Origin of the sequence: Salmonella sp. HY31 (assembly GCF_042604575.1) — a bacterium.
Taxonomy (GTDB): domain Bacteria; phylum Pseudomonadota; class Gammaproteobacteria; order Enterobacterales; family Enterobacteriaceae; genus Salmonella; species Salmonella diarizonae.
The window spans coordinates 4,518,076-4,535,172 of record NZ_CP170479.1; the positions used below are offsets into that span (position 1 = coordinate 4,518,076).

Below are 17,097 nucleotides of genomic sequence, written 5' to 3' on the forward strand. Positions count from 1 at the left end.
GGCACATACTTCTGTATGCTCCTTCCTTTCCTTCGCTTGCCGCCTTGCTGCTGCGCAAATTATTGCGTACTCAACTCTGAATCAGTGCTGAAAATCGTCTCTCAACCGCCAAAACATCTTCGGCGTTGTAAGGTTAAGCCTCACGGTTCATTAGTACCGGTTAGCTCAACGCATCGCTGCGCTTACACACCCGGCCTATCAACGTCATCGTCTTTAACGTTCCTTCAGGAGACTCAAGGTCTCAGGGAAGACTCATCTCGGGGCAAGTTTCGTGCTTAGATGCTTTCAGCACTTATCTTTTCCGCATTTAGCTACCGGGCAGTGCCATTGGCATGACAACCCGAACACCAGTGATGCGTCCACTCCGGTCCTCTCGTACTAGGAGCAGCCCCCCTCAGTCTTCCAGCGCCCACGGCAGATAGGGACCGAACTGTCTCACGACGTTCTAAACCCAGCTCGCGTACCACTTTAAATGGCGAACAGCCATACCCTTGGGACCTACTTCAGCCCCAGGATGTGATGAGCCGACATCGAGGTGCCAAACACCGCCGTCGATATGAACTCTTGGGCGGTATCAGCCTGTTATCCCCGGAGTACCTTTTATCCGTTGAGCGATGGCCCTTCCATTCAGAACCACCGGATCACTATGACCTGCTTTCGCACCTGCTCGCGCCGTCACGCTCGCAGTCAAGCTGGCTTATGCCATTGCACTAACCTCCTGATGTCCGACCAGGATTAGCCAACCTTCGTGCTCCTCCGTTACTCTTTAGGAGGAGACCGCCCCAGTCAAACTACCCACCAGACACTGTCCGCAACCCGGATTACGGGTCCACGTTAGAACATCAAACATTAAAGGGTGGTATTTCAAGGTCGGCTCCACGCAGACTGGCGTCCACGCTTCAAAGCCTCCCACCTATCCTACACATCAAGGCTCAATGTTCAGTGTCAAGCTATAGTAAAGGTTCACGGGGTCTTTCCGTCTTGCCGCGGGTACACTGCATCTTCACAGCGAGTTCAATTTCACTGAGTCTCGGGTGGAGACAGCCTGGCCATCATTACGCCATTCGTGCAGGTCGGAACTTACCCGACAAGGAATTTCGCTACCTTAGGACCGTTATAGTTACGGCCGCCGTTTACCGGGGCTTCGATCAGGAGCTTCGCTTGCGCTGACCCCATCAATTAACCTTCCGGCACCGGGCAGGCGTCACACCGTATACGTCCACTTTCGTGTTTGCACAGTGCTGTGTTTTTAATAAACAGTTGCAGCCAGCTGGTATCTTCGACTGACTTCAGCTCCATGAGTAAATCACTTCACCTACGTGTCAGCGTGCCTTCTCCCGAAGTTACGGCACCATTTTGCCTAGTTCCTTCACCCGAGTTCTCTCAAGCGCCTTGGTATTCTCTACCTGACCACCTGTGTCGGTTTGGGGTACGATTTGATGTTACCTGATGCTTAGAGGCTTTTCCTGGAAGCAGGGCATTTGTTGCTTCAGCACCGTGGTGCCTCGTCATCACGCCTCAGTGTTAAAGTGAACCGGATTTACCTGGAACACACACCTACACGCTTAAACCGGGACAACCGTCGCCCGGCCAACATAGCCTTCTCCGTCCCCCCTTCGCAGTAACACCAAGTACGGGAATATTAACCCGTTTCCCATCGACTACGCCTTTCGGCCTCGCCTTAGGGGTCGACTCACCCTGCCCCGATTAACGTTGGACAGGAACCCTTGGTCTTCCGGCGAGCGGGCTTTTCACCCGCTTTATCGTTACTTATGTCAGCATTCGCACTTCTGATACCTCCAGCACCCCTCACAGGACACCTTCAACGGCTTACAGAACGCTCCCCTACCCAACAACACACAGTGTCGCTGCCGCAGCTTCGGTGCATGGTTTAGCCCCGTTACATCTTCCGCGCAGGCCGACTCGACCAGTGAGCTATTACGCTTTCTTTAAATGATGGCTGCTTCTAAGCCAACATCCTGGCTGTCTGGGCCTTCCCACATCGTTTCCCACTTAACCATGACTTTGGGACCTTAGCTGGCGGTCTGGGTTGTTTCCCTCTTCACGACGGACGTTAGCACCCGCCGTGTGTCTCCCGTGATAACATTCTCCGGTATTCGCAGTTTGCATCGGGTTGGTAAGCCGGGATGGCCCCCTAGCCGAAACAGTGCTCTACCCCCGGAGATGAGTTCACGAGGCGCTACCTAAATAGCTTTCGGGGAGAACCAGCTATCTCCCGGTTTGATTGGCCTTTCACCCCCAGCCACAGGTCATCCGCTAATTTTTCAACATTAGTCGGTTCGGTCCTCCAGTTAGTGTTACCCAACCTTCAACCTGCCCATGGCTAGATCACCGGGTTTCGGGTCTATACCCTGCAACTTAACGCCCAATTAAGACTCGGTTTCCCTTCGGCTCCCCTATGCGGTTAACCTTGCTACAGAATATAAGTCGCTGACCCATTATACAAAAGGTACGCAGTCACCCCACCACTAAGCCCCCTCTGCTTCTTCTGAGGTTGAACGTCGCTTTCGCTCCGTTAACCGCATCTTCCGCAAAGGATGCGTATGTGGAGTTCACCACTGGCTTAGTGGTGGGGCTCCCACTGCTTGTACGTACACGGTTTCAGGTTCTGTTTCACTCCCCTCGCCGGGGTTCTTTTCGCCTTTCCCTCACGGTACTGGTTCACTATCGGTCAGTCAGGAGTATTTAGCCTTGGAGGATGGTCCCCCCATATTCAGACAGGATACCACGTGTCCCGCCCTACTCATCGAGCTCACAGCATGTGCGCTTTTGTGTACGGGGCTCTCACCCTGTATCGCGCGCCTTTCCAGACGCTTCCACTAACACACATGCTGATTCAGGCTCTGGGCTCCTCCCCGTTCGCTCGCCGCTACTGGGGGAATCTCGGTTGATTTCTTTTCCTCGGGGTACTTAGATGTTTCAGTTCCCCCGGTTCGCCTCATTAACCTATGGATTCAGTTAATGATAGTGTGACGAGTCACACTGGGTTTCCCCATTCGGACATCGCCGGTTATAACGGTTCATATCACCTTACCGGCGCTTTTCGCAGATTAGCACGTCCTTCATCGCCTCTGACTGCCAGGGCATCCACCGTGTACGCTTGGTCGCTTAACCTCACAACCCGAAGATGTCTTGTTCTGTCCGGTTTGTTGCGCGTTGTGAATACTGCGTTGTTCCGTACTCGCGATGCTCATGGACATCAAGTCCACTGCGCTCGCTGCGTGCGGTACGCCTTGTCTTCACTTCGCTCACTTCACCTTTTACAGGTCATCTTCATGATTGCGAAAATTTGAGAGACTCATGAACAATCGGAATTGTTCTTGTTTCAATTTTCAGCTTGATCCAGATTTTTAAAGAGCAAATATCTCAAACATGACTCGTAAGTCAGTTTTGAGATACTGATGGCAACGCCTTTCACACATTACCGCGCAAGTGGCGTCCCCTAGGGGATTCGAACCCCTGTTACCGCCGTGAAAGGGCGGTGTCCTGGGCCTCTAGACGAAGGGGACACTGAAGTCTCAATCGCAAGACGCCTTGCTTTTCACTTTTCATCAGACAATCTGTGTGAGCACTGCAAAGACCGTTTCTTTCAGGTAAGGAGGTGATCCAACCGCAGGTTCCCCTACGGTTACCTTGTTACGACTTCACCCCAGTCATGAATCACAAAGTGGTAAGCGCCCTCCCGAAGGTTAAGCTACCTACTTCTTTTGCAACCCACTCCCATGGTGTGACGGGCGGTGTGTACAAGGCCCGGGAACGTATTCACCGTGGCATTCTGATCCACGATTACTAGCGATTCCGACTTCATGGAGTCGAGTTGCAGACTCCAATCCGGACTACGACGCACTTTATGAGGTCCGCTTGCTCTCGCGAGGTCGCTTCTCTTTGTATGCGCCATTGTAGCACGTGTGTAGCCCTGGTCGTAAGGGCCATGATGACTTGACGTCATCCCCACCTTCCTCCAGTTTATCACTGGCAGTCTCCTTTGAGTTCCCGACCTAATCGCTGGCAACAAAGGATAAGGGTTGCGCTCGTTGCGGGACTTAACCCAACATTTCACAACACGAGCTGACGACAGCCATGCAGCACCTGTCTCACAGTTCCCGAAGGCACATTCGCATCTCTGCAAACTTCTGTGGATGTCAAGACCAGGTAAGGTTCTTCGCGTTGCATCGAATTAAACCACATGCTCCACCGCTTGTGCGGGCCCCCGTCAATTCATTTGAGTTTTAACCTTGCGGCCGTACTCCCCAGGCGGTCTACTTAACGCGTTAGCTCCGGAAGCCACGCCTCAAGGGCACAGCCTCCAAGTAGACATCGTTTACGGCGTGGACTACCAGGGTATCTAATCCTGTTTGCTCCCCACGCTTTCGCACCTGAGCGTCAGTCTTTGTCCAGGGGGCCGCCTTCGCCACCGGTATTCCTCCAGATCTCTACGCATTTCACCGCTACACCTGGAATTCTACCCCCCTCTACAAGACTCAAGCCTGCCAGTTTCGAATGCAGTTCCCAGGTTGAGCCCGGGGATTTCACATCCGACTTGACAGACCGCCTGCGTGCGCTTTACGCCCAGTAATTCCGATTAACGCTTGCACCCTCCGTATTACCGCGGCTGCTGGCACGGAGTTAGCCGGTGCTTCTTCTGCGGGTAACGTCAATTGCTGCGGTTATTAACCACAACACCTTCCTCCCCGCTGAAAGTACTTTACAACCCGAAGGCCTTCTTCATACACGCGGCATGGCTGCATCAGGCTTGCGCCCATTGTGCAATATTCCCCACTGCTGCCTCCCGTAGGAGTCTGGACCGTGTCTCAGTTCCAGTGTGGCTGGTCATCCTCTCAGACCAGCTAGGGATCGTCGCCTTGGTGAGCCGTTACCTCACCAACAAGCTAATCCCATCTGGGCACATCTGATGGCAAGAGGCCCGAAGGTCCCCCTCTTTGGTCTTGCGACGTTATGCGGTATTAGCCACCGTTTCCAGTAGTTATCCCCCTCCATCAGGCAGTTTCCCAGACATTACTCACCCGTCCGCCACTCGTCAGCAAAGCAGCAAGCTGCTTCCTGTTACCGTTCGACTTGCATGTGTTAGGCCTGCCGCCAGCGTTCAATCTGAGCCATGATCAAACTCTTCAATTTAAAAGTTTGATGCTCGTGAATTAAACTTCGTAATGAATTACGTGTTCACTCAGAGACTTGGTATTCATTTTTCGTCCGGGGACGTTAAGAATCCGTATCTTCGAGTGCCCACACAGATTGTCTGATAAATTGTTAAAGAGCAGGTGCGACGCGGCTTTCAGCTCACCGTCGCGAGGTGGCGTATATTACGCTTTCCTCTTTCAGAGTCAACCCTGAATGTCAGGATTTTTCTCTTCAACCGACCGGTTGTTTGTGTGAAGTGATTCACATCCGCCGTGTCGATGGAGGCGCATTATAGGGAGTTCTCTGCTGACCGCAATAGAAAAATTGCAGAAAAATGACTGTTTGCTGCATTCCCCAGCAAAACCCCTGGTTATACCCATTTACGCACAGACTTATCCACAAAATGCGCGTTCATTTCTTGGATCTTCTCACTCTGCAAACGATCTTTCAGGGATAAAAGCGGGGCCAGAATTTAAAAAGAAAAATTCGCGAGCGTTGCGCAAACGTTTTCGTTACAATATCGCCGCAAAATGAGGATGCCCCGTAAGGGGCGTTAGCTGAGTTTTTCACGAAAAATTCAGCTAACGCTCTCTGTAATCGTCAAATCCAGGGGATTTACCATGCAACAACGTCGTCCAGTCCGCCGCGCTTTGCTCAGTGTTTCTGACAAGGCCGGTATCATCGAATTCGCCCAGGCACTTTCCGCACGCGGTGTGGAGCTGCTGTCAACAGGGGGCACCGCTCGCCTGTTAGCAGAAAAGGGTCTGCCAGTGACCGAAGTTTCCGATTACACCGGTTTCCCGGAAATGATGGATGGACGCGTGAAGACCCTGCATCCAAAAGTCCACGGCGGCATCCTCGGTCGTCGCGGCCAGGACGATGCGATCATGGAACAGCATCACATCGCCCCTATCGATATGGTTGTCGTTAATCTGTATCCGTTCGCCGAGACCGTGGCCCGTGAAGGGTGCTCGCTGGAAGATGCGGTAGAGAACATTGATATCGGCGGCCCGACCATGGTGCGCTCTGCTGCCAAGAACCATAAAGACGTGGCTATCGTGGTGAAGAGCAGCGACTACGACGCTATTATTAAAGAGATGGACGCCAACGACGGTTCCCTTCTGCTTGCAACCCGCTTCGATCTCGCCATCAAAGCTTTTGAGCACACCGCCGCCTACGACAGCATGATTGCCAACTACTTTGGCAGCATGGTTCCGGCCTACCACGGTGAAAGCAAAGAAGCCGCTGGTCGCTTCCCGCGCACCCTGAACCTGAACTTCATTAAGAAGCAGGATATGCGCTACGGCGAGAACAGCCACCAGCAGGCGGCCTTCTATATAGAAGAAGAGGTAAAAGAAGCCTCTGTCGCTACCGCTCAGCAGGTTCAGGGCAAAGCCCTCTCTTATAACAACATTGCCGATACCGACGCAGCGCTGGAGTGCGTGAAAGCGTTCAGCGAACCGGCCTGCGTCATTGTTAAACACGCCAACCCATGCGGCGTGGCGGTCAGCACTTCTATTCTCGACGCTTATGACCGCGCGTACAAAACCGATCCAACTTCCGCATTCGGCGGCATCATCGCCTTCAACCGCGAACTGGATGCTGAAACCGCGCAGGCGATCATCTCTCGCCAGTTTGTCGAAGTGATCATCGCCCCATCCGCCAGCGAAGAAGCGCTGAAAATCACCGCCGCCAAACAGAACGTACGCGTGCTGGTTTGCGGCCAGTGGGCGGTACGCGTGCCAGGTCTCGATTTCAAACGCGTGAACGGCGGCCTGTTGGTGCAGGATCGTGACCTGGGCATGGTGAGCGAAAAAGACCTGCGCGTTGTCACTAAACGCCAGCCAACCGAACAGGAGCTGCGCGATGCGCTGTTCTGCTGGAAGGTGGCGAAGTTCGTCAAATCCAACGCCATCGTCTACGCCAAAGAGAACATGACTATCGGCATCGGCGCCGGTCAGATGAGCCGCGTCTACTCCGCGAAAATCGCCGGGATTAAAGCCAGTGACGAAGGGCTGGAAGTGAAAGGTTCCGCCATGGCCTCTGACGCCTTCTTCCCGTTCCGCGACGGTATTGATGCCGCTGCAGCCGTGGGTGTGAGCTGCGTGATCCAGCCTGGCGGCTCTATCCGTGATGATGAAGTGATTGCCGCTGCCGATGAACACGGTATTGCGATGATCTTCACCGACATGCGCCACTTCCGCCATTAATGGAGCGAAACATGAAAGTATTAGTGATTGGCAACGGCGGGCGCGAGCACGCGCTGGCGTGGAAAGCGGCACAGTCGCCAAAAGTAAAAACCGTGTTCGTCGCTCCGGGTAACGCCGGTACTGCGCTGGAACCCACGCTGCAAAACGTCGCTATCAGCGTGACCGATATCCCGGCACTGCTAAGTTTTGCCCAAAACGAGAAGATTGACCTGACTATCGTCGGCCCGGAAGCGCCGCTGGTAATCGGTGTGGTTGACGCTTTTCGTGCTGCGGGCCTGAAAATCTTCGGCCCGACCGAAGGCGCAGCGCAACTGGAAGGTTCTAAGGCCTTCACCAAAGATTTCCTCGCCCGTCATAACATCCCGACGGCGGAGTACCAGAACTTTACCGAAGTGGAACCAGCGCTGGCGTATCTGCGTGAGAAAGGCGCGCCAATTGTGATCAAAGCTGACGGCCTGGCTGCCGGTAAGGGTGTGATCGTAGCGATGACGCTCGAAGAAGCGGAAGCCGCGGTGCAGGATATGCTGGCCGGCAATGCCTTTGGCGATGCGGGCCACCGCATCGTGATTGAAGAGTTCCTCGACGGCGAAGAAGCGAGCTTTATCGTGATGGTCGATGGCGAGCACGTGCTGCCGATGGCGACCAGTCAGGATCACAAACGTGTGGGAGATAAAGACACCGGTCCTAACACCGGCGGTATGGGCGCTTACTCTCCTGCTCCCGTGGTCACTAATGAAGTCCACCAGCGCACCATGGAACGGATCATCTGGCCTACCGTGAAAGGCATGGCGGCGGAAGGGAACACCTACACCGGTTTTCTGTATGCAGGCCTGATGATCGACAAGCAAGGCAACCCAAAAGTGATCGAGTTCAACTGTCGCTTTGGCGATCCGGAAACGCAGCCGATCATGCTGCGCATGAAATCGGATCTGGTGGATCTTTGCCTCGCCGCCTGCGACGGTAAGCTGGATGAGAAAACTTCCGAGTGGGACGACCGCGCCTCGCTGGGTGTGGTGATGGCGGCCGGCGGTTATCCTGGCGACTATCGCACCGGCGATGTTATCCACGGCCTGCCACTGGAAGAGGTTGCGGACGGCAAAGTATTCCATGCCGGCACTAAACTCACCGATGACGATCGTGTGCTAACCAGCGGCGGTCGCGTATTGTGCGCCACCGCGCTGGGTGAGACCGTGGCCGACGCGCAGAAACGCGCTTACGCCTTAATGACCGATATCCACTGGGACGATTGCTTCTATCGTAACGATATCGGCTGGCGCGCCATCGAACGCGAGCAGAACTAACGCGATAATTTCGCCAGCAGCGTCTTACGCGTGATCCCTAACTGACGGGCGGCTTCCGTTTTGTTGCCACCCGTTTTTTCGAGCGCCGCCAGAATGACCTCTTTTTCCACATCGACCAACGGTTGGATCTCGGCGCTGTTTTCCGTTTTTATCGGCGTCGCTGCAATAGCGAGAGGAAGTTCGCGTTCAGAAATGTATTCTCCCGTCAGCAACACCACCGCCCGTTCGATAGCGTTTTCCAGCTCGCGTATATTACCCGGCCAGTCGTAGTGAATTAACAGATCCATCGCCTGTGGCGTGAAACCTTTTACCGCTTTACGGTTACGTCTGGCAAAACACCGCAGAAAATGGTCCGCCAGTAACGGAATATCCTCCCGACGCTGGCGCAAAGAAGGCATTTCAATCGTCACCACATTCAGGCGATAATAGAGATCCTGGCGAAAGCGACCGGCGTTCACCTCTTCCGCCAGGTCGCGATGGGTGGCGGCAATCAACCGAACATCCACAGAGATCGTCTGGTTGCTTCCCACGCGTTGCACTTCACGCTCCTGAATCGCACGCAGCAAACGTACCTGCATTAACGGCGAGATATCGCCGATTTCATCAAGAAACAATGTCCCACCGTCAGCTTCGACAAAGCGTCCCTCCCGACGTTTATCCGCGCCGGTAAACGCGCCTTTTTCGTGTCCGAACAGCTCGGACTCCAGCAGCGATTCATTAAGCGCCGCGCAGTTGAGCGTGACCAGCGGTTTATCACTCCGGGCGCTACAGGCGTGTAGCGCCCGCGCCACCAGCTCCTTGCCGGTACCGGAGTCTCCGTGAATCAATACCGTGGCGTCTGATGGCGCGACCATCGCGATTTCATTCAGTAAATGTTGCATCGCCGGACTTTCCCCAATCATGCCAAACTGCGCGGCAGGCACAGAAGGTGACTCGGCGGTGGCATCCCGCGTATGCGCCAGCGCGTTTTCCAGCGTCTCCTGCAGATGGTCAAAATCCAGCGGTTTAATTAAGTAGTCGAGCGCTCCAGCTTTCAACGCCTCTACCGCCGTTTCTACGCTGGAGAATGCCGTCATAATCAAAATCGGAATGGCGGGGTTGAGCGCTTTAATCTCTTTCAGCGTGGCGATACCGTCCATCTCCGCCATACGAACATCGCACAGTACCAGATCAAAGACTTTCTCACGCACCTGAGCCAACGCATCATGCCCACTGTAGGCCAGAGCGACCTTATAGCCCCAGCCCCGAAGCAGCGCCTGTAAAATCGTGCAGTGGCTGACATCATCATCCACAACCAGAATATCGATTTTTCCGCGTATCATCCTTGTTAATCCTGTTGTCTCGCTATCACTGGCAACCAGATAGTAAAGACCGCGCCTTTACCCTCAATACTTTTCACCTTAATCGCACCGCCATGCTGTTCGATGATATTTTGCACCACCGCCAGCCCCAGGCCTGTTCCGTCAGCTTTCGTCGTAAAATAAGGCGTAAAAATCGCCTCCAGCTGATCCGGGGCGATCCCTTTCCCGCTATCGGTAACAGTAATGATAACGCGGTCGGTCCCACTTTCTTTCGCCTCTACGGTAATCGTTCCCTGGCAGCCAATCGCATGAATAGCGTTCAGGTACAAATTCAACAGCACCTGAGTCAGCCTGTCCGGGTCAGCCTGAATACGCATAAGCGTCTCATTCGCCGTGAATCTCAACTGAATCTCTCTGCTTTGGGCATCCTGACTGACCAGATTCAGGGAGTGGGTAATAATATCATTGAGGTTAACCGCCTGGAGCGTCAGATGCGCGGGCTTTACCAGTTCGAGCAATTCGCTTACTACCCGGTTCAAACGGTCGGCCTCTTTGGCCATCACCTGCGCCAGTTCATGCGACTCGCCGCCAGCAGGCGTACGCTCGGCAAAGTATTTCGCCAGTCCTTTGATGGACGAGAGCGGGTTACGAATTTCGTGCGCGACGCCCGCCGCCAGATGCCCCATCGCCACCAGCTTTTCTTTACGCTTCATTGCATCAAGCAGTTCTCTGTGCGAGCGTTGATAACGCTGATGCCAAAAAAATGCCAGTAACGTTGCCAACAGCACCGCCGCTAAAGCAGACAACACAATCAGCGTATTACGCCACTCCCTTGCCTGGGTCGCGGCCAGCTCGCTGGCGTCAAAGGCAATAAAAATAGTTTGCTTCGCAGGTTCGTAGTCATTGGCGCAACGCGCCATACCATGACCTCTCATACCGAAAAGCGGCTGGAACTGGCGGTAAATTTCCAGCGCAGGCACCGTCTCGCCGCTATCAGCAACGTCGACACGCCGCCAACGCTCCTGCGGCCCGGGGTTTAGCTGATGCATTTCAGATGCGGAATAGAGCGATTTGCCCACCATGCCTGGGTTGCTATGAGTGATGATTACCCCCTGCGCATCCGTTACGGCGAACCACAACACGCCTGGCTGACCCGCCATCTCTTCCAGTAATGTCTGCTGCTGCGCGTGATGCATCCGCATTCCCATACCAACTCGCGTGCCGGATTCCAGAGCGCGAATGAGTACATTTCCCTTTTCCAGCAGCGTCTGCCTGGCGGCTGCGCTCTCACGGCCATAGTCGCGAATGACCATAATGGAAAATAGCCCCACCAGAATGAAGATCGCCACAGGTAGCAGCCGACTCAACCACGTTGCAGCGGCATCTTTATGTAATCGCATAAAACTCACAGGCTTCCCCGGCTCGTTTTTATTTTCCTTACTTTAAGCAGAGATCATGCCATTCTTCGCTCCGCATAACCGCGCGTTGTCGCACACCCTTCCGGATAAGCGGGTAAAAATGACTCGCCAGGCAGATCATGCGAGTCATTTTTACTCGCTTTTTGCCGCCTGAAGCGGGTTAACTCGCTGTCCGACAAGGAATAGTGACCTGGCACGGAAGATGCAAGAGAAAGGATAAGATGAGCAACTGGAGAACGCAAAATGAAACGGAACAATAAATCAGCTATCGCGCTAATCGCCCTCTCTCTTTTGGCCCTGAGCTCCGGCGCCGCCTTCGCCGGGCATCACTGGGGCAACAATGACGGTATGTGGCAACAGGGAGGTAGCCCGTTAACAACGGAACTGCAGGCGACGGCGCAGAAAATTTATGATGATTACTATACGCAGACCAGCGCGCTGCGCCAGCAACTGATATCCAAACGTTATGAATACAACGCGCTGCTGACCGCCAGTTCGCCGGATACTGCGAAAATTAATGCGGTTGCCAAAGAGATGGAATCATTAGGCCAGAAGTTAGATGAGCAACGCGTGAAACGGGATGTCGCGATGGCGCAGGCTGGCATACCACGCGGCGCAGGAATGGGCTATGGCGGTTGCGGCGGCTATGGCGGCGGTTATCATCGCGGCGGCGGCCACATGGGTATGGGAAACTGGTAAAGCATTTTTGCCGAATGTCGGCTTCGCCATCCGGCATTCCATCAAAAGGTTTTCGCTTGTGGCTGCCAGTGACAGAAATCTGAATTCGCCACCAGCAAAAGTTGCGATCCTTCCGGCGCCTCCAGCCATGCTACGCTCACCTCTACCGATGAGTGGTTCTGGCGGCGCTCAATGTGGCTTATTGCCCAGGAATCCAGATCCGGTTTCAGCGTTTCACCTTCACAAGTGGTTACCGTATGGTCGGCGTGCCACCGTCCCTGGCGTAGTATGACGCGCCCCAGACGCAATGCGTCGCTGGTCTGACGGATTTGTTCGGCGCGATAGCGATACAGGGCAATCTGATCGTTGGAAAGCTGCTGCTTCTGCCCCCCGACTTCACGCTGCATAAAACTGAGTTCGCCACGAGCGTCGAAACGCGCGCGAATGTGTTCTGGCGGTTTGCTGTAAATATTGAGTTCAATAAGCGAAAGCGTATCACCCTGCCAGCGATATTCGCTGGTCCTCGTGCTGCCGCTATGCCACGGGCTAAAAACAGAAAGCAGATGGACTTCATCGTTCGTATCTTTACGCCAGATACGTACCGCACCCTGATCGCCGGCAAAGCCGCTGGCAGTAAACGGAGGCGGTGAAGCGTTATGACTGCAGGCAGTCAGCAACAGCGCGCCCGAAAACAGAAGCGCACGACGCCAGACAGACAAAAGGGGCTGACGAGCCCCTTCGATAAAACTGTTCACAGCTACGCGTCTTACTTAACTGCGTCTTTCAGTGCTTTACCAGAAACAAATGCCGGTACGTTAGCGGCGGCGATTTTGATTTCTTTACCGGTCTGCGGGTTGCGGCCAGTGCGCTCAGCACGGTGGTTCACTTTGAAGGTACCGAAACCAACCAGTTGTACAGCATCGCCTTCTTTCAGAGACTCAGTAATAGCAGCCAGAGTGGATTCCAGAGCAGCTTTAGCCTGGGTTTTAGACAGTTCTGCTTTGTCTGCAATTACATCAATCAGTTGAGTCTTGTTCATAAGTTATCCTTACAATGTGTTTATCGCTTGCTAAGCATCGAGTGCGACGGAAATGCCAGAAAAGCACTCTCCTGCATACACGCACCGATAGCCACTTTTTTTCGCCTCCCAAATGTAGACCAGACGGGGGGCAGAAGGGAAGCCTTATGGCACGACAAATCAGGCGTTAAATCACGTTTTCTGGTGTCATTGCTGAAAATTTATACCGATATTGCTCTCGCCAGCCTCGCGCAGGTCTGCCCTGAGCCCTTTTATCAGTTCAATATCGCGTTCTTCGCAGTCGGCTAAAAGTCGGAATATTTCCCACTGAATATCCCATTCCTGTTCAACGGCAGAGTTCGTTTTGAGCTCATCATCGGTCATTTCCCGACCAGCCTGAGTCATTTCCAACATCGCTACCGTAGTAATGGAAGTCTTACTAACCTCAATAGCGTGTTCCAGCGTTTCGCCGCTAAGACGAGAATGCATTAATTCGCTTAATGCGACGCAGGCATCAATCGCCGGGTAAACGCCGTACAGATCATAGTCGTCAGCCGCCGGAATTGCCTCCTCAAACTTCTCCAGTTGGCTGTCGAAATTGACCTTCGCATCTTTCACCGTCAGGGTTTCCCAGATCAGATCCAGAATGCGACGGTAGATCTGTCCGTCGCCGAATTCCGTCTGCTTGCAAAACATGGCGTAGTTCGGGTACATGCGCTCGCACAAGCAGGCCATAAAAGTAACGTGCTGCCAGCTTTCCAGCCGCTCCAGACGCAAATGAATCGGGTTTTGTAACATGATGGAATCTCGAATCGGAAATTAGCGGCAGTTTACCTGAATCAGCGCTGAATTTCTTGCCAACGAACAAACGCCGGACGCCCGGAAGCGACGGCATCCGCCCAACGCGTCGGCTCCGGCAGGCGATACCCTTTCATACAGCGTTGTACCCACGCCAGCGCGCTGTCAGTACTGACCCGGTGCCCTGTCGCGATAAACAGCGGATTACAGCGCGCCTTGCTGCGCCATACCCATGCCAGTTGCTCGCCTTTATCCATTAAGGCGCTAAGCGCGCCAGGTTCAGCGGAAAGCGGTTCAAATTTACCGCATAGCCGTTTTTTCGCCACGCCGATAGTTGGCACGTCCACCAACAGTCCAAAATGGCTGGCGACGCCAAGCCGACGCGGATGCGAAATACCGTGACCATCTACAAACAGCAAATCGGGCTTTTGCGAGAGTTGTTCCCACGCTGCCAGCAGCGCAGGATATTCACGAAAAGAGAGAAAGCCGGGGATATACGGCATGGTGGTGGCGATACGCGCCACCTTGTACTCTACCAGCTCAAGCGACGGGTATTTCAGCAATACCATCGCCGCCCGCGTCACCTCGCCGCCCTGCTCAAAACCGACGTCCGCCCCGCCGATAAACGCCGGCGGATCTTTGTCCAACCGATCCTCGCGGCAAACCGATGAAGCAAGTTCTATCTGTTGAGCGCGTAGCGACGCGAGATCCATACTAACTCCTTAGTTGTGATACTGCGCAGAAAGTCGGTGCACCGCCTCCACAAATGCGCCAGCATGTTCTGGCGGCACATCCTGATGGATGCCATGTCCGAGGTTAAAGACGTGCCCTTCTCCCTGACCGAAACCAGAAAGTATAGTCGCGACTTCGTCTTCGATACGGGCTGGCGGCGCATAAAGCATTGAGGGGTCCATATTGCCTTGCAGAGCGACCTTATGACCCACACGGCGACGCGCATCGGCAATATCGGTTGTCCAGTCAAGGCCCAGCGCGTCGCAGCCGGTTTCCGCCATCGCTTCCAGCCATTGACCGCCGCCTTTGGTGAACAGCGTCACCGGTACCCGACGCCCGTCGTTTTCACGCAGCAGGCCATCCACGATTTTATGCATGTAGTACAGGGAGAATTGCTGGTAATCGTGGCCGGTTAGCACGCCGCCCCAGGTATCGAAAATCATCACCGACTGCGCGCCAGCTTTGATTTGCGCGTTGAGGTACAGCGTGACGCTTTTCGCCAACTTATCCAGCAGCAGATGCAACGCCTGCGGGTCAGCGTACATCATCTTTTTAATCACCGTGAAGGCTTTGCTGCTGCCGCCTTCCACCATATAGGTCGCCAGCGTCCACGGACTGCCGGAAAAGCCGATCAGCGGAACCTCGCCTTTTAGTTCGCGGCGAATCGTGCGTACCGCATTCATCACGTAGCCCAGTTCATCCTCCGGATCGGGAATGGGCAGCTTATCGACATCGGTTTTACAGGTGACAGGAGCCGTAAAGCGCGGGCCTTCCCCGGCTTCAAAATAGAGCCCCAGTCCCATTGCGTCCGGAATCGTCAGGATATCCGAGAAAAGGATCGCCGCATCAAGCGGATAACGGCGCAGCGGCTGTAAAGTGACCTCGCAGGCCAGTTCGGCATTTTTGCACAGCGACATAAAATCGCCCGCCTGCGCGCGAGTGGCTTTATACTCCGGTAGATAACGGCCTGCCTGGCGCATCATCCACACTGGCGTAACATCAACGGGCTGGCGCAGCAGCGCACGTAGATAACGATCGTTTTTGAGTTCGGTCATTTTTACATTCCTTTAGCGTTGATGCGCCCAGTGTAACATGTCAGTCGTATTCAGCCCGACACATTGCCACCGTATCTTCGATTAAACGGCGTGCGACGGTGCCCGGCGGCGGCAGTAGAGGAAGATCGTCATAACGGTACCAATTTGCTTCCAACAGCTCTTTCGGGTCGATGACAATCTCGCCGCTGTCATACTCCGCCATGAAAGCGGTCATCAGCGACTGCGGAAAAGGCCACGGCTGGGAAGTCACATAGCGCAGATTTTTCACCTTAATCCCGCTCTCCTCCATCACCTCGCGCGCTACCGCCTGTTCTAAGGTTTCGCCTACTTCAACAAACCCGGCCAGTACCGTATGCACGCCGTTACGGTGGCGAACATGCCGGGCAAGCAGAATAGAATCCTCACGGCGAATGGCAACAATAATGCAGGGGGCGATTTGCGGGTAGTAACGCTCGCGGCAATGGCTGCACAGCATCGCCCATTCGGTTTTACTGGGGTGCATAGGGTGCCCGCAATAGCCGCAAAATTTATGCGAGCGATAAAACTCCGCCAGCTGTACGCCGCGTCCCGCCAGTTGGAACAGCCCTGCATCCTGATCGATAACCTGGCGTACCGATCCCATATCATGACGCCGATGCTGTAACACCAGCCAGACGGGCTCGCCTTGCCATTCACCTATCCGGAGTGCGCGCTGCCCCACAAGATCGAAATTTGCCGCCAGCCCGTGTGGTAATTCCCCATACGGCAACCATAATTTTTGTTCATGGCTGACGATCCACCAGCCACTCTCTAATTTTTCAATTATACGATCCATAGCTCTTGCACTACCTTTGCTTCACTGGCATGTTGTTAACAATATTTTTACATTTATGGCGCACAGCCTTTATCTAACTTGCGGAGACAATCATGCTAAACCAGCTGGAAAACCTGACGGAGCGCGTTGGCGGAAGCAACAAACTGGTCGATCGCTGGCTACATGTACGTAAGCACCTGCTCGTGGCTTACTACAATCTGGTTGGCATTAAGCCTGGCAAAGAATCGTACATGCGGCTGAATGAAAAAGCGCTGGATGATTTTTGTCAGAGCCTGGTCGATTACCTTTCCGCCGGGCACTTCAGTATTTATGAACGTATTCTCCATAAATTGGAAGGAAACGGTCAGCTTTTACATGCGGCAAAAATCTGGCCGCTGCTGGAAGATAATACGCAGCGCATTATGGATTATTACGATTCCAGCCTGGAAACTGCCATCGATCACGATAATTGTCTCGAATTTCAACAGGCTCTGTCAGATATCGGCGAGGCGCTGGAAGCCCGCTTTGTGCTGGAAGACAAGCTGATTATGCTGGTATTTGACGCAATGCACGACGGCGCCAGAGTAAAACGTCCCGCTTGAGTTTTACGCCGTTAACAGGTAGGTTACAAAC

The 17,097-nt window shown here is 54.0% G+C and carries 12 protein-coding genes, 1 tRNA gene and 2 rRNA genes; 4 read left to right on the forward strand and 11 right to left on the reverse strand.

Annotation, left to right across the window (positions count from 1 at the left end; all coding sequences use genetic code 11):
• Positions 1–129: 129 nt before the first annotated feature.
• From ACE15A_RS21645 to ACE15A_RS21655, 3 genes are all read right to left on the reverse strand, one after another.
• Positions 130–3,135: ribosomal RNA gene (locus ACE15A_RS21645) — 23S ribosomal RNA — on the reverse strand.
• A gap of 319 nt (positions 3,136–3,454) precedes the next feature.
• A tRNA-Glu gene (locus tag ACE15A_RS21650) sits at positions 3,455–3,530 on the reverse strand.
• An 85-nt stretch (positions 3,531–3,615) separates the two neighbouring features.
• Positions 3,616–5,157: ribosomal RNA gene (locus ACE15A_RS21655) — 16S ribosomal RNA — on the reverse strand.
• Together the 16S and 23S rRNA genes with 1 tRNA gene alongside form the textbook arrangement of a ribosomal RNA operon.
• Positions 5,158–5,780: 623 nt before the next feature.
• Here ACE15A_RS21655 and purH point away from each other — a divergent pair.
• Together purH and purD are read left to right on the forward strand one after the other, a co-directional pair.
• Complete coding sequence (gene purH / locus ACE15A_RS21660) at positions 5,781–7,370, forward strand: bifunctional phosphoribosylaminoimidazolecarboxamide formyltransferase/IMP cyclohydrolase (RefSeq protein WP_053510934.1); 1,590 nt, start codon at positions 5,781–5,783, stop codon at positions 7,368–7,370.
• 11 nt (positions 7,371–7,381) lie between these two features.
• Entirely contained in the window at positions 7,382–8,671 is a 1,290-nt protein-coding gene (gene purD / locus ACE15A_RS21665) for a phosphoribosylamine--glycine ligase (protein WP_023247926.1), read from the forward strand.
• Here purD and zraR read toward each other — a convergent pair.
• Both zraR and zraS read right to left on the reverse strand, forming a co-directional pair.
• Entirely contained in the window at positions 8,668–9,993 is a 1,326-nt protein-coding gene (gene zraR, locus ACE15A_RS21670) for a sigma-54-dependent response regulator transcription factor ZraR (RefSeq protein WP_023247925.1), read from the reverse strand. The two genes, purD and zraR, sit on opposite strands and share 4 nt — an antisense overlap.
• Before the next feature lie 5 nt (positions 9,994–9,998).
• Positions 9,999–11,381, reverse strand: a complete 1,383-nt coding sequence (gene zraS, locus ACE15A_RS21675; protein WP_053510936.1) for a two-component system sensor histidine kinase ZraS — start codon at positions 11,379–11,381, stop codon at positions 9,999–10,001.
• 252 nt (positions 11,382–11,633) lie between these two features.
• Between zraS and zraP the strand changes: the two genes are divergently transcribed.
• Positions 11,634–12,089, forward strand: coding sequence for a zinc resistance sensor/chaperone ZraP (gene zraP, locus ACE15A_RS21680; RefSeq protein ID WP_053510939.1), 456 nt, complete (start codon positions 11,634–11,636; stop codon positions 12,087–12,089).
• A 41-nt stretch (positions 12,090–12,130) separates the two neighbouring features.
• Here the strand turns inward: zraP and ACE15A_RS21685 are convergent, their stop codons facing one another.
• From ACE15A_RS21685 to nudC, 6 genes are all read right to left on the reverse strand, one after another.
• Positions 12,131–12,823: a DUF1481 domain-containing protein gene (locus tag ACE15A_RS21685; RefSeq protein ID WP_023247922.1), complete on the reverse strand. Its 693-nt coding sequence runs from the start codon at positions 12,821–12,823 to the stop codon at positions 12,131–12,133.
• 11 nt (positions 12,824–12,834) lie between these two features.
• Positions 12,835–13,107, reverse strand: a complete 273-nt coding sequence (hupA, locus tag ACE15A_RS21690; protein WP_001044509.1) for a nucleoid-associated protein HU-alpha — start codon at positions 13,105–13,107, stop codon at positions 12,835–12,837.
• Positions 13,108–13,293: 186 nt separating this feature from the next.
• On the reverse strand, positions 13,294–13,884 hold the full coding sequence (locus tag ACE15A_RS21695; RefSeq protein ID WP_023247921.1) for a YjaG family protein: 591 nt from the start codon (positions 13,882–13,884) through the stop codon (positions 13,294–13,296).
• A gap of 41 nt (positions 13,885–13,925) precedes the next feature.
• The gene (nfi, locus tag ACE15A_RS21700) at positions 13,926–14,597 is read right to left on the reverse strand and encodes a deoxyribonuclease V (protein WP_000362358.1); all 672 of its coding nucleotides are present in this window, start codon (positions 14,595–14,597) and stop codon (positions 13,926–13,928) included.
• Between the two features lie 9 nt (positions 14,598–14,606).
• A complete protein-coding gene (hemE, locus tag ACE15A_RS21705) occupies positions 14,607–15,671 on the reverse strand; it encodes a uroporphyrinogen decarboxylase (protein WP_023247920.1) in 1,065 nt (354 codons plus the stop codon).
• Positions 15,672–15,711: 40 nt separating this feature from the next.
• On the reverse strand, positions 15,712–16,485 hold the full coding sequence (gene nudC, locus ACE15A_RS21710) for an NAD(+) diphosphatase (protein ID WP_000373960.1): 774 nt from the start codon (positions 16,483–16,485) through the stop codon (positions 15,712–15,714).
• Positions 16,486–16,577: 92 nt separating this feature from the next.
• Between nudC and rsd the strand changes: the two genes are divergently transcribed.
• Entirely contained in the window at positions 16,578–17,066 is a 489-nt protein-coding gene (gene rsd, locus ACE15A_RS21715; protein WP_000934318.1) for a sigma D regulator, read from the forward strand.
• The last annotated feature ends 31 nt before the right edge of the window (positions 17,067–17,097 follow it).